Source organism: Enterobacter hormaechei subsp. xiangfangensis (assembly GCF_001729785.1).
In the GTDB taxonomy this organism is placed as follows: Bacteria; Pseudomonadota; Gammaproteobacteria; order Enterobacterales; family Enterobacteriaceae; genus Enterobacter; species Enterobacter hormaechei_C.
Genome location: NZ_CP017183.1, coordinates 3,766,905 through 3,785,070 on the forward strand (window position 1 = coordinate 3,766,905; position 18,166 = coordinate 3,785,070).

Annotated in this window: 21 protein-coding genes and 1 pseudogene; 12 read left to right on the plus strand and 10 right to left on the minus strand. The window is 53.4% G+C overall.

Features of this window, described 5'->3' with window-relative positions; all coding sequences use genetic code 11:
* Positions 1 to 71: 71 nt before the first annotated feature.
* A complete protein-coding gene (locus BFV63_RS17920) occupies positions 72 to 938 on the minus strand; it encodes a LysR family transcriptional regulator (protein ID WP_003862845.1) in 867 nt (288 codons plus the stop codon).
* Positions 939 to 1,039: 101 nt separating this feature from the next.
* On the opposite strand from BFV63_RS17920, the gene BFV63_RS17925 reads away from it, so the two are divergent.
* A complete protein-coding gene (locus tag BFV63_RS17925) occupies positions 1,040 to 1,504 on the plus strand; it encodes a multidrug/biocide efflux PACE transporter (protein WP_022651793.1) in 465 nt (154 codons plus the stop codon).
* Positions 1,505 to 1,619: 115 nt separating this feature from the next.
* Positions 1,620 to 2,849, plus strand: a complete 1,230-nt coding sequence (locus BFV63_RS17930; protein ID WP_003862847.1) for an amino acid permease — start codon at positions 1,620 to 1,622, stop codon at positions 2,847 to 2,849.
* A gap of 33 nt (positions 2,850 to 2,882) precedes the next feature.
* On the opposite strand, the gene BFV63_RS17935 is transcribed toward BFV63_RS17930, so the two are convergent.
* Together BFV63_RS17935 and yjdI are read right to left on the minus strand one after the other, a co-directional pair.
* Entirely contained in the window at positions 2,883 to 3,155 is a 273-nt protein-coding gene (locus tag BFV63_RS17935; protein WP_003862848.1) for a GNAT family N-acetyltransferase, read from the minus strand.
* 10 nt (positions 3,156 to 3,165) lie between these two features.
* Positions 3,166 to 3,396, minus strand: coding sequence for a 4Fe-4S mono-cluster protein YjdI (yjdI, locus tag BFV63_RS17940; protein ID WP_003862849.1), 231 nt, complete (start codon positions 3,394 to 3,396; stop codon positions 3,166 to 3,168).
* 453 nt (positions 3,397 to 3,849) lie between these two features.
* Between yjdI and BFV63_RS17945 the strand changes: the two genes are divergently transcribed.
* The 7 genes from BFV63_RS17945 (at position 3,850) to BFV63_RS17975 (ending at position 10,203) form a co-directional block, all read left to right on the plus strand.
* Positions 3,850 to 4,038, plus strand: a complete 189-nt coding sequence (locus tag BFV63_RS17945; RefSeq protein WP_022651794.1) for a con-10 family general stress protein — start codon at positions 3,850 to 3,852, stop codon at positions 4,036 to 4,038.
* A gap of 90 nt (positions 4,039 to 4,128) precedes the next feature.
* A complete protein-coding gene (locus BFV63_RS17950; protein ID WP_003862851.1) occupies positions 4,129 to 4,626 on the plus strand; it encodes a YciE/YciF ferroxidase family protein in 498 nt (165 codons plus the stop codon).
* 62 nt (positions 4,627 to 4,688) lie between these two features.
* Positions 4,689 to 5,195: a ferritin-like domain-containing protein gene (locus BFV63_RS17955; protein WP_048242022.1), complete on the plus strand. Its 507-nt coding sequence runs from the start codon at positions 4,689 to 4,691 to the stop codon at positions 5,193 to 5,195.
* A gap of 17 nt (positions 5,196 to 5,212) precedes the next feature.
* A complete protein-coding gene (locus tag BFV63_RS17960; protein WP_032610071.1) occupies positions 5,213 to 6,085 on the plus strand; it encodes a manganese catalase family protein in 873 nt (290 codons plus the stop codon).
* A gap of 70 nt (positions 6,086 to 6,155) precedes the next feature.
* On the plus strand, positions 6,156 to 7,559 hold the full coding sequence (locus BFV63_RS17965) for a cytochrome ubiquinol oxidase subunit I (RefSeq protein WP_048242024.1): 1,404 nt from the start codon (positions 6,156 to 6,158) through the stop codon (positions 7,557 to 7,559).
* Complete coding sequence (gene cydB / locus BFV63_RS17970; protein ID WP_015571779.1) at positions 7,559 to 8,569, plus strand: cytochrome d ubiquinol oxidase subunit II; 1,011 nt, start codon at positions 7,559 to 7,561, stop codon at positions 8,567 to 8,569. The genes BFV63_RS17965 and cydB overlap by 1 nt, the downstream gene beginning before the upstream one ends.
* Positions 8,570 to 8,577: 8 nt before the next feature.
* The gene (locus BFV63_RS17975) at positions 8,578 to 10,203 is read left to right on the plus strand and encodes an alpha-amylase family protein (protein ID WP_048242026.1); all 1,626 of its coding nucleotides are present in this window, start codon (positions 8,578 to 8,580) and stop codon (positions 10,201 to 10,203) included.
* Here the strand turns inward: BFV63_RS17975 and BFV63_RS17980 are convergent, their stop codons facing one another.
* Genes BFV63_RS17980 through BFV63_RS17995 form a run of 4 tightly spaced genes read right to left on the minus strand, consistent with a single transcriptional unit; the run spans position 10,204 to position 12,695 of the window.
* The gene (locus BFV63_RS17980; protein ID WP_023323702.1) at positions 10,204 to 11,190 is read right to left on the minus strand and encodes an SDR family oxidoreductase; all 987 of its coding nucleotides are present in this window, start codon (positions 11,188 to 11,190) and stop codon (positions 10,204 to 10,206) included. It lies immediately after the preceding gene.
* A 16-nt stretch (positions 11,191 to 11,206) separates the two neighbouring features.
* Entirely contained in the window at positions 11,207 to 11,725 is a 519-nt protein-coding gene (locus BFV63_RS17985; protein WP_003862863.1) for a 2-oxo-tetronate isomerase, read from the minus strand.
* A gap of 10 nt (positions 11,726 to 11,735) precedes the next feature.
* A complete protein-coding gene (locus BFV63_RS17990) occupies positions 11,736 to 12,182 on the minus strand; it encodes a DUF421 domain-containing protein (RefSeq protein ID WP_003862865.1) in 447 nt (148 codons plus the stop codon).
* Between the two features lie 9 nt (positions 12,183 to 12,191).
* Positions 12,192 to 12,695: a hypothetical protein gene (locus tag BFV63_RS17995; protein ID WP_048242027.1), complete on the minus strand. Its 504-nt coding sequence runs from the start codon at positions 12,693 to 12,695 to the stop codon at positions 12,192 to 12,194.
* A gap of 139 nt (positions 12,696 to 12,834) precedes the next feature.
* Between BFV63_RS17995 and BFV63_RS18000 the strand changes: the two genes are divergently transcribed.
* Positions 12,835 to 13,224, plus strand: a complete 390-nt coding sequence (locus BFV63_RS18000) for a YdeI family stress tolerance OB fold protein (protein WP_003862868.1) — start codon at positions 12,835 to 12,837, stop codon at positions 13,222 to 13,224.
* 61 nt (positions 13,225 to 13,285) lie between these two features.
* Positions 13,286 to 14,170, plus strand: a complete 885-nt coding sequence (locus tag BFV63_RS18005; RefSeq protein ID WP_048242029.1) for an SDR family oxidoreductase — start codon at positions 13,286 to 13,288, stop codon at positions 14,168 to 14,170.
* A 33-nt stretch (positions 14,171 to 14,203) separates the two neighbouring features.
* Here BFV63_RS18005 and BFV63_RS18010 read toward each other — a convergent pair.
* A pseudogene (locus BFV63_RS18010) lies at positions 14,204 to 16,186 on the minus strand (alkyl/aryl-sulfatase).
* 171 nt (positions 16,187 to 16,357) lie between these two features.
* On the opposite strand from BFV63_RS18010, the gene BFV63_RS18015 reads away from it, so the two are divergent.
* Positions 16,358 to 16,756, plus strand: coding sequence for a KPN_03583 family lipoprotein (locus BFV63_RS18015; RefSeq protein ID WP_023314790.1), 399 nt, complete (start codon positions 16,358 to 16,360; stop codon positions 16,754 to 16,756).
* Between the two features lie 59 nt (positions 16,757 to 16,815).
* On the opposite strand, the gene BFV63_RS18020 is transcribed toward BFV63_RS18015, so the two are convergent.
* Together BFV63_RS18020 and BFV63_RS18025 are read right to left on the minus strand one after the other, a co-directional pair.
* Positions 16,816 to 17,427 (minus strand): outer membrane beta-barrel protein, encoded by a 612-nt coding sequence (locus BFV63_RS18020; RefSeq protein WP_022651803.1) that lies wholly within the window; start codon positions 17,425 to 17,427, stop codon positions 16,816 to 16,818.
* Positions 17,428 to 17,527: 100 nt separating this feature from the next.
* Positions 17,528 to 18,157, minus strand: coding sequence for a winged helix-turn-helix transcriptional regulator (locus tag BFV63_RS18025; protein ID WP_003862875.1), 630 nt, complete (start codon positions 18,155 to 18,157; stop codon positions 17,528 to 17,530).
* Positions 18,158 to 18,166 lie beyond the last annotated feature (9 nt).

Genomic DNA, 18,166 nt, shown 5'->3' on the forward strand with positions numbered 1-18,166 from the left:
CATGACGATAGTAGAGGATTGTTATCAACAATTGACGCAAATGTTTAAAATTAGTGAGTTTAGTCACAGGATTATCGTGCGTCCTGCAAGTACTGGCGCAGCCAGCTTCCGGCGACGCCGGGCGGGGTTCGTTTGTTCCATACCAGATCGATGGCAATCGACCTCGGCCAGCCCGGCACGTTCAGCTGCACCAGCGATTTCGACGCGGCAAATTCGTCGACCAGCGCGCAGGGTAACGCGCACCAGCCAAAGCCCTGTACCGCCATACTCAGCAGTAACAGGTAATTCGGCGCAGACCAGACCGGCCCGCGCGCAAGGGGCGCTTCCCGTTCAAGATAGGTACTCAGCCGCAGCTCGCGCCAGCCATGCAGCTCGTCCGCCTGCGTCTCATGTTGCCCTGCCAGAGGATGTCCGGCAGAAACGTAAATAGCCATCCTTGTCTGCATAGGCAGACGGGTCGCGCCAATATCGGTCGGGTAGCTGTCGCGCGCTTCCGTCAGGCCAATTTGCGCCCGCTCCTTTTGCAGCAGATCGATCACGTCCTCCTCTTCACCAATCAGGCACTCAAATTCCGTGTGCGGAAAACGCTGGTCGAACTGGCTCATCATCTGTTCCAGCACGGCCGGGTTAAGCGTATCGGAGAGAACAAAGGTAAAACGCGCCTCCGTTTGCGCGGTTAAAGATACGGCCAGCTCATCCAGGCGCGCGCTGGCGGCGAGTATCGACTGGACATAGCCCAGCACCTGTTCACCCTGGGCGGTCAACACCGGGTGACGCGCCGAGCGATCGAACAGCTCAAAGCCAAGGTCAGCTTCAAGGTTGGCGATGGAGGTGCTGATGGTGGACTGGCTTTTACGCAGCCGCCGTGCCGCAGCAGAAAACGAACCTGCGGCGACAGTTTCAACAAACGCGGTCAGTGCTTCGGGAGAATAACGCATGATGTATCTACTTTATCGATGGATACCATCTTTTATATATCACCTTAAACGATAAGAATAGACCGCATCAACGCCCATACTGGCGTCAATATGAGGTAAATATGCAACATCAGGATGCACTCCAACGTAAATTGCCGGAGCGGATCTTCCATGCCGTCTGTTTTGAAGGCATTGCTACGGCGATCCTCGCCCCGACGGCCGCGTGGCTAATGCAGCGCTCGGTGGTTGAAATGGGGGGTCTCACCATAATTCTGGCGACCACGGCAATGCTCTGGAACATTATCTATAACTTTGGCTTCGACCGTTTCTGGCCCGTCCAGCGGGTGAAGCGCACGGCGAAAGTGCGCGCCCTGCATGCGCTGGGTTTTGAATGCGGTTTTATTGTGATTGGCGTAACCATCGTTGCCGCCGTGCTGGGCGTGACGCTGCTCCAGGCCTTTACGCTGGAAATTGGTTTCTTCCTGTTCTTCCTGCCGTACACCATGCTCTACAACTGGGCGTACGACACCCTGCGGGAGAAAATCATCAAGCGCCGCCAGCAACGCCGCGCCCTGGCAAGCGAATAACCTTCCGGCCGGAGACCTGCTCCGGCCCACCCCTGCGAAGCAACGGCGACCTCAACGCATAATTATGGTAAATTGCACTCCTTTTTGTTCGTTTTATAGTTGATACGTTGCTCTAATGTCGAAAATTTGGTCAAAAGAAGAGACTCTCTGGAGTTTCGCCCTCTACGGCACTGCCGTGGGCGCAGGAACCCTGTTCTTGCCCATTCAGCTCGGCTCTGCTGGCGCGATTGTCCTGCTGATCACCGCCCTTGTGGCGTATCCCTTAACCTACTGGCCGCATAAAGCGCTGGCGCAATTTATTCTGTCGTCGAAGACGAAAGGCAACGAAGGGATCACTGGTGCCGTTTCCCATTACTACGGCAAAAAGATCGGCAACCTCATTACCACGCTCTATTTTGTGGCTTTCTTTGTGGTGGTTCTGATTTACGCGGTGGCGATAACTAACTCACTCACTGAACAGCTGGCGAAACGGATGACGGTGGATACCGGCATGCGGATGCTGGTGAGTTTTGGCGTGGTGCTGATTCTGAATCTGATCTTCCTGATGGGGCGGCACATCACCATTAAGGTGATGGGTTTCCTTGTTTTTCCGCTGATCGCCTATTTCCTGTTTGTCTCGCTGTATCTGACGGGCAGCTGGCAGCCGTCGCTTCTGACGAGCCAGATGGCCTTCGACCAGCATACGTTGCACCAGGTGTGGATTTCGATCCCGGTGATGGTTTTCGCTTTTAGCCATACTCCGATCATCTCGACTTTCGCCGTGGACCGTCGCGAGAAATACGGTGAAGAGGCGATGGGTAAATGCAAAAAAATCATGAAAGTGGCGTATCTGATCATCTGCCTCAGCGTGCTGTTCTTTGTGTTCAGCTGCCTGCTTTCGATTCCACCGTCGTATATCGTGGCGGCAAAAGAGGAAGGGGTGACGATCCTGTCCGCGCTGTCGATGATGCCTTCGTCCCCGGCATGGCTGGGCATTTCCGGCATTATCGTGGCAATTATAGCGATGTCGAAATCGTTCCTCGGCACCTATTTTGGCGTGATTGAAGGGGCAACGGAAATTGTGAAATCGTCTCTGAATCAGGTGGGTGTGAAAAAAAGTCGCGCCTTTAACCGCGCGGTTTCGATTCTCGGCGTGTCGCTGATTACCTTTGCGGTCTGCTGCATCAACCCGAATGCGATCTCGATGATTTACGCCATCAGCGGTCCGCTTATCGCCATGATCCTGTTCATCATGCCGACGCTGTCGACGTACCTGATCCCGTCGTTAAAACCGTACCGCTCCATCGGTAACCTGCTGACGCTGATTGTGGGTGTGCTGTGTGTGTCGGTGATGTTTGTCGGTTGAGTGTGCTGCCCGGCGCAATGCCGGGCATCTGTTTTACGCCCGAATATCGTCATACTCCCGCGTATTATCAAACTCATGCTTCGCAAACGGACACAGCGGGATAATTTTACGGTTCTCCCCGCGCATCTTCTCTACCACCTTCGCCACCAGCTGTTTACCCACACCCTGCCCTTTCAGGCTTGGATCTACATCGGTGTGCTCAATGATGCTCAGATGCTCGCCGGTTGGGACAAAGACAATCTCCGCTACCTGATTGCCTTCGGCGTCGTTGACGTAAAACTTGTTATGGCCTTCAAGAATTTCCATGGTTCCTCACTTATTTTTGGCGGTACTTCAGCGCACCGCTCGGGCAGGTATCAATTACGCGCACAACCGTTTCTGCATCTACTTCATCCGGCGCGATCCATGGTTTACGCTTCAGGTCGAACAGCGCCGCGCTGCCGCGCACGCAGTTGCCCGAGTGTTTGCAGATCCCGGTATTGAAGTAAACATCAATTTTCTCACCGGTGTAGGCCCGGTACCCCGCATCCAGTAGCTCCTGATCCATGATATTGCCTCTGTAATTATTGTGGTGACAAAAGAAGCATACCCTCAGCCGATCCGCCTGACCACGTCAAAAACGAGGTTTGGCCACCCTCTTTTCAACACGTTATTTCGCCAGACACTTAAGATTATTCCGAATACAGAAGCACCCGTTGCGACGATATATTTTTGCGTTGTGTCAACTCTTGTAATAATTCACGCCACGTTCACATTAGGATTATTAGCTAAGCGAACTCCCAACATCCAGATTTATTTCTCCCTAACCAGTGGATTTACCGTCCGTTTTTAAAGTTCGTAACGAAGCGGTATTTCCTGAACACCTGCAAAACTACCGCAAAACAACCCAGACATGAAATTTGACTCTTCTCACATAACGTCTAATGTTAATTCCTGAACGACAACTGATACGAATTACTTATCGTATCTCCTGACATAAACGCAACATGAGGGTTGATATATGGCAGAGCAACATCGTGGTGGTTCCGGTAATTTCGCTGAAGACCGTGAAAAGGCATCAGAAGCTGGACGTAAAGGCGGCCAGCACAGCGGCGGTAATTTCAAAAACGATCCGCAACGCGCATCTGAAGCGGGTAAGAAAGGGGGCCAGAACAGTCACGGCGGAGGCCGTAAATCTGATAACTCCTGATCTTATTTAAAGCTCTTATAAATATACCGAGAGCATGCTGCGGGCCCGTCGGCTCGCAGTACCTTCCCTTTATTTCACTGGAGCGAAAATATGAATATGAAAACTGTTGAAGATGTATTTATTCACCTGTTATCCGACACCTACAGCGCTGAGAAGCAGCTGACCCGCGCTCTAAGCAAGTTAGCTCGCGCCGCATCCAGCGAGAAGTTGAGTGCCGCGTTCACGGCCCACCTCGAAGAGACTCAGGGACAAATCGAGCGTATCGATCAGATTATTGAGCAGGAATCCGGCCTCAAACTGAAGCGCATGAAATGCGTTGCGATGGAAGGCTTAATTGAAGAAGCCAACGAAGTTATTGAGAGCACTGAAAAAAATGAAGTGCGTGACGCTGCATTAATTGCCGCAGCACAAAAAGTCGAGCATTACGAGATTGCCAGCTACGGCACCCTGGCCACCCTGGCTGAACAATTAGGCTATAAAAAAGCCGTTAAACTTCTTGCCGAAACGCTGGAAGAAGAAAAAGAAACCGATCTCAAATTAACCGATCTGGCTGTCGGCAATATTAATCAAAAAGCCCAGAAAGGATAAATATTAATTTGATGAGCATCAGCAACAAAAATTAACCAGATAATAAATCACAGGAGTTAATTATGAATCATGTAGAACACTACCATGATTGGCTACGCGATGCCCATGCGATGGAAAAGCAAGCCGAATCCATGCTGGAATCTATGGCCAGCCGTATTAATAATTATCCCGACTTACGTGCACGAATTGAACAACACGTTAATGAGACTAAACACCAAATTACCGTGCTGGAAGAAATTCTCGACCGCAATGATATTTCCCGTTCGGTCATAAAAGATTCCATGAGCAAAATGGCGGCGCTCGGCCAGTCCATTGGCGGCATGTTCCCTTCCGACGAAATTGTTAAAGGCTCCATCAGCGGCTACGTTTTTGAGCAGTTTGAAATTGCCTGCTACACCTCTCTGCTGGCTGCGGCCAAACAAGCGGGCGATACCGCCTCCATTCCTGCCATTGAGTCCATTCTGGAAGAAGAGCGCCAGATGGCTGACTGGCTGCTCCAGCATATTCCACAGACGACGGAACAGTTCCTGCTGCGCTCCGATGCGGACGGTGTTGAAGCGAAAAAATAACGAAAGAGGGAGAAACTATGTTTCGACACGTAAAACAGCTGCAATACACGGTACGCGTAGCCGAACCGAATCCGGGCCTGGCCAATCTTCTGCTTGAGCAGTTTGGCGGGCCACAGGGCGAACTTGCCGCGGCATGTCGTTACTTTACGCAAGGATTGAGCGACGACGATCCCGGTCGTAAAGATATGCTGATGGATATCGCGACCGAGGAATTAAGTCACCTGGAAATTATCGGCACCCTGGTGGGTATGCTGAATAAGGGTGCGAAAGGTGAACTGGCGGAAGGCGTTGAAAATGAAGCGGAATTGTACCGCTCCATGACCGAGAACGGCAACGACAGTCATATCACCTCCCTGCTCTACGGCGGTGGTACTCCACTGACCAACTCCGGGGGCGTACCATGGACGGCGGCGTATGTGGATACTATTGGCGAGCCCACCGCCGATCTGCGCTCTAACATTGCGGCCGAGGCGCGCGCCAAAATTATCTACGAACGGCTTATTAACGTAACGGACGATCCGGGTGTTAAAGATGCGCTGGCGTTTTTAATGACGCGTGAGGCAGCACACCAGCTCTCGTTTGAGAAGGCGCTCCAGTCGATCCGTAACAATTTCCCACCGGGTAAATTGCCACCAATCGAAGAGTACACCAACAAGTACTACAATATGTCTGAGGGGGGAGAAGTTCGCGGCAGCTGGAACAGCGATAAGCACTTCGACTACGTGGAATCTCCTCAGCCAGCGGTCGATGGCGGTGACGGCGGCGCAAGCGTAACGCTCACGACAGAGCAGGAAACGCTGGTCAAAGCGATGTGCGCACGTACGAAATCCGACCCTAACGCCGATCCGCTTACCGGTGCCGAGCTTGGCGCAGGTAAGAAAAAACCGTAACCGGTTTTGCCAGGCAGCCTGAGGCTGTCTGGCAATGCCTTGTGCGCTATCAGTTCCAGAGGTACGGAGCATGTTCGAGCTTGATGCGTTTCATCTGGCCAGGATACAGTTCGCCTTTACCGTCTCTTTTCATATTCTCTTCCCGGCGATCACCATCGGGCTTGCGAGCTATCTGGTGGTTCTCGAAGGCATGTGGCTTCGCACAAAAAATAATGTCTGGCGCTCGCTATACCATTTCTGGCTAAAAATTTTCGCCGTCAACTTTGGTATGGGCGTGGTTTCCGGGCTGGTGATGGCTTACCAGTTTGGGACTAACTGGAGCGGCTTTTCCCAGTTCGCGGGCAGCATAACCGGCCCTTTGCTCACCTATGAAGTCTTAACCGCCTTCTTCCTGGAAGCCGGTTTCTTAGGCGTGATGCTGTTCGGCTGGAACAAGGTTGGCCCCGGCCTGCACTTCTTTGCCACCTGCATGGTGGCGCTGGGCACGCTGATGTCCACCTTCTGGATCCTCGCCTCTAACAGCTGGATGCACACCCCGCAGGGCTTCAGTATTCAGAACGGTCAGGTCATTCCCGAAGACTGGCTGGCCATTATCTTTAACCCCTCATTCCCTTACCGCCTGATCCATATGTCCATCGCCGCCTTCCTGTGCAGCGCCTTGTTTGTGGGCGCGTCCGGGGCATGGCATCTGCTGCGCGGTAACGATACGCCCGCGATCCGCAAGATGTTCTCCATGGCCATGTGGATGGCGCTGCTGGTCGCGCCCATTCAGGCCGTGGTTGGTGATATGCACGGGCTGAATACGCTTGAGCACCAGCCTGCCAAAATCGCCGCGATTGAAGGCCACTGGGAAAACCCGCCCGGCGAGGCCACCCCGCTGCTGTTGTTTGGCGTACCGGATATGGAAGAGGAACGCACCAAATACGGGCTTGAAATTCCCGCGCTCGGCAGCCTGATCCTGACGCACAGCCTGGATAAACAGGTCCCGGCGCTGAAGGATTTCCCGAAAGAGGACCGCCCTAACTCGCTCATCGTCTTCTGGTCCTTCCGCATTATGGTCGGCATGGGGCTGCTGATGATTACCCTTGGCGTACTGAGCGTCTGGCTGCGCTATCGCCGTCGACTCTATCACTCACGGCCATTCCACTGGTTTGCCCTCTGTATGGGGCCTGCCGGATTACTCGCGCTGCTCGCCGGGTGGGTCACCACCGAAGTGGGCCGCCAGCCGTGGGTCGTTTACGGCTATCTGCGCACGATAGATGCGGTGTCTCTGCACAGCACGTTGCAGATGAGCATCAGCCTGCTGGCCTTTATCGTGGTCTACTGTTCGGTATTTGGCGTGGGATATGTGTATCTCGCCCGGTTGATTAAAAAAGGTCCGCAGCCTGTGGGCACGCTAACGTCTAATACATCGGGCACCCCTGCCCGTCCGCTGTCCGCCGCCGAGTCTGTTCCGGAAGAGGAGAAGATCTGATGGGCGTCGATATCCCGGTCATCTGGTTTGCCATTATTGTCTTCGCCACGCTGATGTACATCATCATGGACGGTTTCGATCTCGGTATCGGCATGCTGTTCAGCTTTGTGGGTGATGCCAAAGAGCGCGACGTGATGGTGAACAGCGTTGCCCCGGTCTGGGACGGAAATGAAACCTGGCTGGTTCTCGGCGGCGCAGGGTTGTTCGGCGCGTTTCCGCTGGCCTACGCGGTAATAATCGATGCCCTGACCATCCCGCTGACGGCCATGCTGATCGGGCTTATTTTCCGCGGCGTGGCATTTGAGTTTCGCTTTAAGGCGACCCCTTCCCACCGCAAATTCTGGGACTATTCTTTTGCTGGCGGTTCCCTGCTCGCAACCTTCAGCCAGGGGATCGTGGTTGGCGCGATGATCAACGGCTTTGACGTGGAAGGGCGTCGCTTTGTGGGCTCCTCGCTGGACTGGTTCACCCCGTTTAACCTGTTCTGCGGGCTGGGCTTAATTGTCGCCTATACCCTGCTGGCCACCACGTGGCTGATCATGAAAAGCGAAGGCGCGCTGCAAAACCGGATGCGCGAGCTGACCCGCCACGTTCTGCTGGCGCTGATTGCCGTCATTGCGGTGGTAAGTATCTGGACCCCGCTCGGCTGGCAGTTTGTCGCCGAACGCTGGTTTACTCTGCCTAACTTCTTCTGGTTCCTGCCGGTTCCGGTTCTTGTGGCGGTATTCAGCCTGTGGATCTGGCGGCTGACGCGTAATCCCGACAGCCATGCCCGTCCGTTCCTGTTAACGCTGGGCCTGATCTTCCTCGGCTTTAGCGGCCTGGGCATCAGCCTGTGGCCACACATAATTCCGCCGCACATCACCTTGTGGGAAGCCGCCGCGCCGCCTGCCAGCCAGCTGTTTATGCTGATCGGCACGCTGTTAATCATCCCGGTGATCCTGGTTTATACCGCCTGGAGCTATTACGTCTTCCGGGGCAAAGTGTCTGATACCGAAGGTTATCACTAAGGATTACTATGGCAGGCTGGCATACACGCGCCATTATTTACCAGATAGATACTGCCCTGTTTTACGATCTGAACGGCGATGGCTGTGGCGACATCGCCGGGATCGCCGCGAAGCTACGCTACATCCGCCGGATGGGCGCGACGGTTATCTGGATCACTCCGTTTTACCTCACGCCTTTTCTCGATGAAGGCTATGACGTGAGCGACCATTTGCAGGTCGATCCCCGCTTCGGCAAGCTCAACGATATCATCGCCTTTATTGAACAGGCGCGGGAGCTGGGGATGCAGGTCATTATTGAGCTGCTGATCCAGCATACCTCGGATGCGCATCCCTGGTTTCAACAGGCCCGCCGCAACCCTCATTCACCCTATCGTGACTATTACCTGTGGTCCGACACGGACGACGACGATACGCCGCCGATGTTCCCCGGCGTGGAGAAGAGTATCTGGACATGGGACGACGAGGCGGGGCAATACTATCGGCATATGTTTTATCACCACGAGCCGGATCTCAATCTGGCCTCCCCTGCGGTGCTGAAGGAGGTTGAGAACATCATCATCTTCTGGCTAAAGCTCGGGGTGTCGGGCTTTCGCCTGGATGCGGCGTCGCACCTGACAAAACAGGCCGGACGTGGGGATGAAAAACGCGGCCTGTGGATCCTGGAGCATCTGCGCCGTCTTATCGAGCAGCGTAACCCGGATGCGATCCTGCTCGGCGAAGTCGACGTGGAGGTCGAGGCCTACAAAGATTATTTTGGTCAGAACGACCGGCTCAACCTGGTGCTGAATTTCTGGCTCAATAAGTACTTCTACGTCAGCCTTGCGGAGAAAAGCGCACGACCGCTGCGCAACGCGGTGAAGAAGATGATTGTGCCGCCTGACTCCTGCTGCTTCGCCAACTGGCTGCGCAATCATGATGAGCTGGATCTGGAAGGGATAGGAAAAAAAGCGAAGCAGACCGTCATTGATGCCTTTGCCCCTGACGAAGAAATGAGTGTGTATCAGCGAGGTATCCGCCGCCGTCTGGCGCCGATGCTTAATGGCGATCGAAAGCGGCTGGCCTTTTGCCATGCGGTCTTGTTTTCGCTGCCGGGCGTACCGGTCATGCGCTACGGGGATGAGATTGGCATGGGAGATGATTTGGAACTGGAGGAGCGTTACGCCGTACGCACCCCAATGCAGTGGGCCGGATCGCAAGGCGGCGGTTTCTCAGACGCCGACCCGGAAACTTTTATCGCCCCGATGATTGACCGCGGCCCGTACCGCTATCAAAAAATCAACGTGGCGGATTCGCTGTTGCACCGCAACTCACTCCTGCACTGCATTATCGATATCGCCAATACGCGCTCGGAGTTCCCTGAGATCGGCGTCGCGCCGTTTCGTCTTATTAATATCGACAGCGATGCGGTGCTGGGGATCTATTACGAAACCGACACGCGCAGCATTCTGACCTTCGTTAACTTCAGCGATAAGCCCGTTAATTTTACCGCCAGAGGGATCCGGCATGCGACCTGGACCGCCTGCCTGGCGGACAAACGCTACAACGACGCGCTGGTGTGCGGCAAAACCGTCGCGCTTAACCTCAGCGGCTATGGCTACCGCTGGTTCTGGACCGATCGTACCGCACTGCGCTGATTATCGTCTCCGCGAGAGCAGAAGACGCGCCACGATCGCACCCGTGACGGCGAGGGAGCCGAGCAGCACTTTCCCCGGCATGCCGGAGGTAACGCTGGTGGCGCGCTCTTTTGCTTCGTCGGTGAAGTGCCCGTGGATTTTATGCAGATCGTTAACCGGCTGATCCAGATAGTCCTGACGGTCATCCGCATTTAGCGTATCGGTCATCTGCCCTTCCCAGGCCTTTTTAACCATCAGCCGATCCAGAAAGCCGGGAAAAAGAAATTGCCCGACAATCGACTGGACGGTGCTGCTGCCCACCCACAGCTCCCGCACCGGTTTTTGCGCTACCTTGAAAATCGCGCTGGCAGCCACTTCCGGCTGAAACACGGGAGGAACCGGGCGCATCGCCCAGGCAAATGTATTCCTCGCCCACTCGAACTGCGGCGTGTTGAGGCCCGGCATCTGTACCATGGCGATCTGCACCCGGCTGTTTTCATGCATCAGTTCGGTGCGCACGGCATCGGTAAATCCGCGGATCGCGGCTTTCGCCCCGCAGTAGGCTGACTGCAAGGGAATGGAGCGGTAGGCCAGCGCGGAGCCAACCTGAATAATCGTCCCCCGGTCACGAGGAGTCATTAACTCCAGCGCGGCGCGGGTACCGTTAACATAGCCCAGATAGGTCACCTCGGTGACGCGGCGAAACTCCTCAGGCGACATGGTGCGAAAAGGCGCCAGCATCCCGCCCATGGCGTTATTCACCCACACATCGATGGCCCCAAGCCGGTATTCAATCTCGTTAGCAGCATCGGTCACCGCCTTGCTGTCCGCCACGTCGGCCTGAACGGCACAGGCGTTGATCCCGAAACGGCGCAACTCCTCTTCTGTGGAGCGCAGGCTCTGCTCATCGCGGGCAATGATGCCCACATCGTAGCCCGCTTTGGCAAAGTGCAGCGCCGTGGCCTTCCCCACACCCGCCGTACCGCCGGTAATCACGATGACAGCCATAGCCTTTCCCCTTGTTTCAGACGTTATCCCAGCCGGAGAGTATTTCGATCAGTTCAGACAGGGAATAACGCACCGCCTTATCCACCACATCCTGACATTCACCGGAAAACAGCACGGTGCGGGTTTCCGTCTGTCCGCGAATATTCCAGCCGAAGCAGACCGTACCGGCTGCGGTGCCATCGTCTCCGCCTTCCGGTCCCGCATAGCCGCTGATGGCAAGGCCAATATCCGCCTCGGCAATTTCGCGAATTTTAGCGGCCATCTCGGTCACCGTTTGTTCACTGACGGCGGTGAAGCGCTCAATGGTTTCGTGCCGCACGCCGAGGATCCTCTCCTTCGCCGCATCGCTGAACACCACCATGCCAACGTCATAAAATTCCGCGGTGTTCTCTTCGGCACAAAGCGCAACCGCGAGATTGCCGCCGGTACAGGACTCTGCGGTAGTTAACCGCAAACCTCTGTCCGTAAGCTGAGTGGCGAGCTTTTTCGTCAGCTCGCTGATGGTGCTGTTACTGTCGTGAATAAGATTGCTCATCGCGTTGCCCTTAATTTTCGTCAGGAATAATAGAAATATGGCCATTACGCTCAAGAATAGCGTATTTTATCTTCTTCAATTCTGTAATACCGTGATTCTGGCGGGCTGATACCAATATATCATCACAGGATACATCGACCTTTTTCAGTTTATCGGCAAGGGGGACACCGTTCTCCACCAATATCACCGGCGTGCCATCAAGAATATTCTCAACAGTGGAAAAATATTTTTTCAGGAGGCCAAATATAATATCCACCACCACCAGCGTTGTTATTGTAATCATCGCACCGGTGATGGAAAAATCTTCGCCAAGCAGCGCCTGCTGTGTCGCCTCGCTGATAATTAAGAGCAAAATAAGGTCAAAACTGGTCATTTGTAGCAGGGCGCGCCGCCCGGCAACTTTAAACACAATGACCAGAAACAGGTAAATTGCCAGGGCACGAAAAACCATGTCCATATTCGACTCCTAGGGGTAAATAAACTGCCAGAAACGGATATCTGGCTCGTTGTTTACGCGGATGCTGTTTGTCCACTTCCCTGCTTTTGACGGCGTGATGAATAATAGAACGGTAAATTTATCGGTCTGTTGTAAACGATCGTAGACGAGAAACAGGGTATTCCCCCGGCTGTACATGCTGTCCGGTTGTGGCCAGACGCTGCCGGGCTCATACGCGTCGCTGCTTTCGCTGGTCAGGCTGATGGTATATTTCCCCTCAGACGTCACCGGAAACGTCAGCGCCATCCGCGATTCGGTCTGGCGGCGACCGAAGCGCTCATAGCTCAGGGTCAGGGATTTTGCATCGTTTGTTTTCTCCACGTCGCTGACCACACCGCTTGAAAAAAGCCCGGCAATTGCCGCCACGATAATAGCTAACAGCACAATAAAACCCACCTGACGAAATGCGTACTCAAACGTCAGTAAACGATAACTCTCTTTTATCCCAGGCACTTTTTCATTTTTTGGTTCCATGGCAGTCGTCACCGTTTCGCTTAATTGCCGAAATTTTTGATTTCTCTGTGCAAATGCTTTTAAGACTTATCACATTTGCCACATAAAGAAATAGCAACAATACTTAATAAGTCAAGACATCCAAAATGAAGGATATCAGATGAAATTATCAGTGATTTCAGCCTTGTTAATATTAATTATCCCTACTGCCTGGGCAGATAATAACGGCGGGTTACAAAAGGGTGACGCGCCACCACCGCCGCATGCGCTGGACAGCGGTTATCGTGGTACCGATGATGCGCGCATTATGACCATTACTCAGGCGAAAGAGATGCATGATGGCGCCTCTATTTCACTGCGCGGCAATCTTATTGATGGCAATGGCGATAAATACGTATTCCAGGATAAAACCGGGAAAATCGACGTTATTATCCCGAAAGCCGTATTTGACGACAGAACCGTGGAACCTGACAACATGATCAGTATTAGCGGCTCGCTCGATAAAAAATCATCCCCACCCGTAGTCCGGGTCAGCCACTTGCAAAAATAATTCAGCGAAGCGTTAACGCTGTAACTATCCATCAAATCTCACCCCTAACAAGGAGTTAGCTATGAGTGATAATGAACAACGTACGAACGCTTACCCAACGCCACCTTTCCCGAAGCAACCCCAGACGCCGCCGGGCCTGTCCTCAGAAATGGAACCCGTACCCGACCACGGCGAGAAGAGCTACAAAGGGCATGGACGTCTTGCCGGTAAGAAGGCGCTAATTACCGGGGGCGATTCCGGCATCGGACGCGCGGTAGCCATTGCCTATGCCCGCGAAGGGGCAGATGTCGCCATTAACTATTTGCCGGAAGAGGAAGAAGACGCAGCGGAAGTCATCACCCTGATTAAAGCGGAAGGACGGAACGCCGTCGCGCTTCCGGGCGATGTGCGCGACGAAACTTTTTGTCAGAACCTGGTGGAGCAGGCCGTCTCAAAACTGGGCGGGCTGGATATCCTGGTGAATAACGCAGGCCGCCAGCAGTATCGTGAGTCGCTGGAAGAACTGACTACGGAAGATTTTGACGCGACCTTTAAGACCAACGTCTATGCGCCTTTCTGGATCACAAAGGCGGCGTTGCGCCACATGAAAGCCCCTGCATCCATTATTAACACCTCCTCCGTTCAGGCGGTTAAACCGAGCGCCGTACTGCTTGACTATGCGCAGACCAAAGCCTGTCTCGCGGTGTTTACCAAAGCGCTGGCGAAACAGCTGGGTCCGAAAGGGATCCGCGTGAACGCGGTAGCGCCCGGACCTTACTGGACCGTGCTTCAGCCCAGCGGTGGGCAGCCACAGGAAAAAGTGAAACATTTTGGCGAGAGTACCCCTCTGGGACGCCCGGGACAGCCCGTGGAGATCGCACCGCTGTATGTCACTCTGGCCTCGGATGAGTGTTCATACACCTCCGGGCAGGTCTGGTGTTCAGACGGCGGCGACGGCGTCATTTGACGAAAAAGGCTGCGAAAGCAGCCTTTTTTACTTTTAAGGGGTGACGACAGGAAACCAGAAACTGAAGCTCTCCATGCAGCGCAGCATTTCGTCTACCTTCGCGGCGTTGCCGACGATCGTCACCTCTCCTGCCTGTTGCGCCTTTTTCAGCGTGGTTTCCTTAAGGATGATTTTGTTCAGCGTTTCGCGGCTGAGCGTAATGGTTGCATCCGGATCTTCTGCCTGGATATTGGCACTATGGTTCAGCACGCCATTCTCCAGCTCCAGCTTATACCTGCCGCCCTCGCGGCCTAAATCAACGTTAAAAATACCTCTGGCATTCGCCGCTCTGACGCCGTTAAGGTGAACGCCGAAGTAGTCAAAAATCATCTCAGTCGACATGGCACGGACCGCATCCGGGCTGGCGGTTTTGGGCGTCGGCTTTATCTTCACGCCGTTACGCAACTCTTGCGCACCGGTGAGGTAGGCGTTACGCCACGGCCCTGACTCCGCATGGTATCCCAGCTGTTCAAACGCATCGGCTTCCAGTTCGCGCGCCGCCTTATTATTCGGATCGGCAAAAACGACTTTACTGACCACCTGAGCCACCCAGCGATAATTCCCCCGGGCATAATCGACACGGGCTTTTTCAAGGATCGCGCGGGCTCCGCCCATGTAATCGACATACTTTTTCGCCGCCTCGACCGGAGGCAGTTCATCGAGCGTCGCCGGATTGCCGTCGAACCAGCCAAGATAGTAGACATAGGTGGCTTTGACGTTGTTGCTTACCGAGCCGTAATAGCCACGGCCTGCTCAGGATTTAGCCAGTCCGTAAGGCAGGGCGAAATTTGCGGCTATTTCATCCCTCGTCAGCCCCTTATTCGCCAGTCTGAGCGTCTGGTCGTTGATATAGCGGTAGATATCACGCTGGCTTTTCATCAGCTTCACCACTTTCTTATTACCCCATGTGGGCCAGTGGTGCTGCGCGATAATAATTTCCGCTTTATCCCCCCAACGATCGAGAGCGTTATTGATGTACTTTGACCATGCCAGCGGATCGTGTATCTTCGCCCCGCGCAGCGAGTAGGTATTGTGCAGGGTGTGAGTGACGTTCTCTGCTGCTTGAATCAGCTTTTTCTCTTCCACATACCAGAGCATTTCAGACGGCGCTTCCGACCCCGGCGCCAGCATAAAATCATAGGTGAGACCGTCGATGATCTCTTTCTGCCCGTCTTTGGTAATGGCGTGAGTGGGCGCGATAAGCGTGACCGTCCCCGCTGAGGTGGTCGTCCCCAGACCCGCTCCTATCTGACCTTTTACATTGGCCTTTAACAGGTTTCCGTAGATATAACTGGCACGGCGGCTGATGGCATTTCCGGCCATGATATTTTCCGATACCGCCTCTTCCATAAAACCTGCTGGAGCATAGACTTTCACTTTGCCGGTCATCACTCCCGCTTCATCGACCACGCCACGCACGCCGCCATAATGATCGACATGACTATGGGTATAAATAACGGCAACAACCGGGCGTTTGCCACGATGTTGAACGTAAAGATCCATGCCCGCTTTGGCCGTTTCCGCAGACAGCAGCGGATCGATAACCGTGATCCCCTCTTTGCCCTCTATAATCGTCATATTCGACAGATCGAGGTTGCGGATCTGGTAGACGCCTTCCGTGACCTCAAACAGACCGCCAATATTATTCAGCTGCGCCTGACGCCACAGGCTCGGGTTGACGGTATCCGGCGCTTTTTGCCCTTCTTTGATAAAAGCGTATTTCTGGGGGTTCCAGATAACGGCGCCTTTTTCGTCTTTAATCACCGCGGGTGGCAGCGAGGCAATAAAGCCTTTGTGCGCATTTCGGAAATCGGTCTTATCAAAGAAGGGCAGTTGACCATAAAGTGCATCATTCATCTCTTTCGTATGGGCAGTGGCTCCCTTCCCTTCCTTTTGTGCCAGGACAGGCAATGAGGTCAACGAGACTAATAGCAGACCAGCAACGGCCATCGCACTAACGAGAGTTTTAAATTTCATACTTCCTCGAGGAGTTATATTCACGCTGGCGGTACATGGGGGGAAAGGAGGCTATCACCAGGCTTATCTTTAACCTATGAAATTAACGTTTATAAATAAATAAGTTAATTCTTTCGTCGCTGCGGCCTTCAGGGATAATGCTGAGTCCAGTTATTTCCCCGGAGTGATTCGATGAAGAGCCTGCCGTTCTTTTTCGCTGTATTAACCCTCAGCACATTAACAGCCTGTAGTTCTCCCCAACCAGACAATGTTGAAAAAATTAATCATCTGCAAATTCCACTGGTGTTGCCGGGGGAAAAACCGCCGCAGGTACAGATATCGCATATCGCGTCTCTTTATCAGGAAAATAAACAGCAGATCGAGACCCTAACGCGCAGCGTAAAATCACAGTATCTACAGGACACCACCGCAAAAGAAATTTTTGTTGCGGACAGTGCCGTTCAACGCGTCTATGCCTCGCTGACCAAACTGGAACAGTTAGATATGGTTAATCAGCAATATCTGAAAGATAATAATGTCACGGGTCTGCAAAATATTCATATCGTTCTTGAACCGTTATTCACCAGCTGAAAACAAAAAACCCGGCAACTTAAGCAGCCGGGTTTTTATTAATGGGCATATCACGGGCATCAGTCGTACTGACCAAAGCGATAGCTAAGCCCTGCGGTGACGGAACTCAGGTCGCTGCTCACGCCGATCTGGTTAACATTGCCCACGTTGCTTACCCACTGATACTCCAGACGGCCCGCCCAGTTTTTATTGAAGGCGTATTCAGTACCCACGGCAGCAAGCGGGCGCACACCGGTTTCAAAACGATTGTGACCACTTACATCGGATTCAGCGCGATAGCCCATTGCGCCGGCACGGCCGTAAATATCCCAGTCATTGGTCAGGGCATAACTGGCCTTCAGAGACAGTTGCAGGCCCTGAGTTTTCATTTGCGCCCCTGCGCCATGCTGGCCTTTAATCTGCATGTTGCCTAAATAATCATAACCACCTTCTACCGCAAGCCATGGGGTAATCTGATAACCCGTATAAACACCCCCGCCGACATTATCATGGTCAAAATCGAAGTGATCGGAATGCGTGCTCTCAAACGCTTTTGAACCCATATTGGTATCAAAATAGTGAGACCAGCCGAATTTCGCCCCGCTATACCAGGTGCCCGCATCCGCGGCGGCGAAGGCGGAAGTGGCGGTAAATACATTAGCCACAATCAATGCGATAACTGTCTTTTTCATAAAAATACCGTTTACTTGATAAAGTTAAATCTGAGAAAGCAAACGATATAGAAAATTAACGGCAGCGTTAATTCCATTTCTGTTTAATTTTAAACTTCCGCTAGAATGATTCGGGTAAATGTCTGACTTCAAGCAGGTATCCGCCGCGCTTAAAGGAGATATATTCTCCCTGCTTAAGGGCGGATAATACATTGAGTATACTGCTGCGAGAGAGCAGCGTACGATCCTGAATATATTCCAGAATCGTGGTACGCAGACGCGTCTCTTCCGGGAGCAAAATCATTTCCTGAAGGTGGTTACGAATAACGGAATAGGTACGCTGCTGGAGTACCTGTGCATCACGAAATATTAAATAGGCCGTATGGTATGAAAGCAGCGCGGCGACATCCTCCCAGACGCCCTCGGCGCGAAACAACTCAGCCGCCTTGTCCGCATCGAGACGTAAAATAGTCGACTCCCTTTCCGCACGGAGAAGATGCCCCTGCGTAGGCTGGATCATCTCTGCAATACCAAACAAATGCGGCTCGTAAACGGTCACTACCACCAGTCCATCCGAAGCCCGCAGCAGGGATAACTCCCCTTCCAGAAAGAGGTACATCTGCTGTTTCCCCTTCCGTAACCAGGTGAGTCGCTTACGCGGAACAACGTGCACTTTCTCCGCTATCGGCTCAAGGATGGCGGTCAGTCGTTCGATGGATTTTTCGGGTCGAACAGGCGGTAAAATATGCATGGTACAACC

Bases quoted from the DNA above. Each gene is read 5' to 3' on its own strand.
- BFV63_RS17995 (WP_048242027.1), bottom strand. From the start codon at position 12,695: ATGGAACCAAAAAATGAAAAAGTGCCTGGGATAAAAGAGAGTTATCGT.
- BFV63_RS18000 (WP_003862868.1), top strand. From the start codon at position 12,835: ATGAAATTATCAGTGATTTCAGCCTTGTTAATATTAATTATCCCTACT.
- BFV63_RS17945 (WP_022651794.1), top strand. From the start codon at position 3,850: ATGGCAGAGCAACATCGTGGTGGTTCCGGTAATTTCGCTGAAGACCGT.
- BFV63_RS17990 (WP_003862865.1), bottom strand. From the start codon at position 12,182: ATGGACATGGTTTTTCGTGCCCTGGCAATTTACCTGTTTCTGGTCATT.
- BFV63_RS17950 (WP_003862851.1), top strand. From the start codon at position 4,129: ATGAATATGAAAACTGTTGAAGATGTATTTATTCACCTGTTATCCGAC.
- BFV63_RS18020 (WP_022651803.1), bottom strand. From the start codon at position 17,427: ATGAAAAAGACAGTTATCGCATTGATTGTGGCTAATGTATTTACCGCC.
- BFV63_RS17980 (WP_023323702.1), bottom strand. From the start codon at position 11,190: ATGGCTGTCATCGTGATTACCGGCGGTACGGCGGGTGTGGGGAAGGCC.
- BFV63_RS17935 (WP_003862848.1), bottom strand. From the start codon at position 3,155: ATGGAAATTCTTGAAGGCCATAACAAGTTTTACGTCAACGACGCCGAA.
- BFV63_RS17975 (WP_048242026.1), top strand. From the start codon at position 8,578: ATGGCAGGCTGGCATACACGCGCCATTATTTACCAGATAGATACTGCC.
- BFV63_RS17985 (WP_003862863.1), bottom strand. From the start codon at position 11,725: ATGAGCAATCTTATTCACGACAGTAACAGCACCATCAGCGAGCTGACG.
- BFV63_RS18025 (WP_003862875.1), bottom strand. From the start codon at position 18,157: ATGCATATTTTACCGCCTGTTCGACCCGAAAAATCCATCGAACGACTG.
- BFV63_RS18015 (WP_023314790.1), top strand. From the start codon at position 16,358: ATGAAGAGCCTGCCGTTCTTTTTCGCTGTATTAACCCTCAGCACATTA.
- BFV63_RS17920 (WP_003862845.1), bottom strand. From the start codon at position 938: ATGCGTTATTCTCCCGAAGCACTGACCGCGTTTGTTGAAACTGTCGCC.
- BFV63_RS17955 (WP_048242022.1), top strand. From the start codon at position 4,689: ATGAATCATGTAGAACACTACCATGATTGGCTACGCGATGCCCATGCG.
- BFV63_RS17930 (WP_003862847.1), top strand. From the start codon at position 1,620: ATGTCGAAAATTTGGTCAAAAGAAGAGACTCTCTGGAGTTTCGCCCTC.
- cydB (WP_015571779.1), top strand. From the start codon at position 7,559: ATGGGCGTCGATATCCCGGTCATCTGGTTTGCCATTATTGTCTTCGCC.
- BFV63_RS17925 (WP_022651793.1), top strand. From the start codon at position 1,040: ATGCAACATCAGGATGCACTCCAACGTAAATTGCCGGAGCGGATCTTC.
- yjdI (WP_003862849.1), bottom strand. From the start codon at position 3,396: ATGGATCAGGAGCTACTGGATGCGGGGTACCGGGCCTACACCGGTGAG.
- BFV63_RS18005 (WP_048242029.1), top strand. From the start codon at position 13,286: ATGAGTGATAATGAACAACGTACGAACGCTTACCCAACGCCACCTTTC.
- BFV63_RS17960 (WP_032610071.1), top strand. From the start codon at position 5,213: ATGTTTCGACACGTAAAACAGCTGCAATACACGGTACGCGTAGCCGAA.
- BFV63_RS17965 (WP_048242024.1), top strand. From the start codon at position 6,156: ATGTTCGAGCTTGATGCGTTTCATCTGGCCAGGATACAGTTCGCCTTT.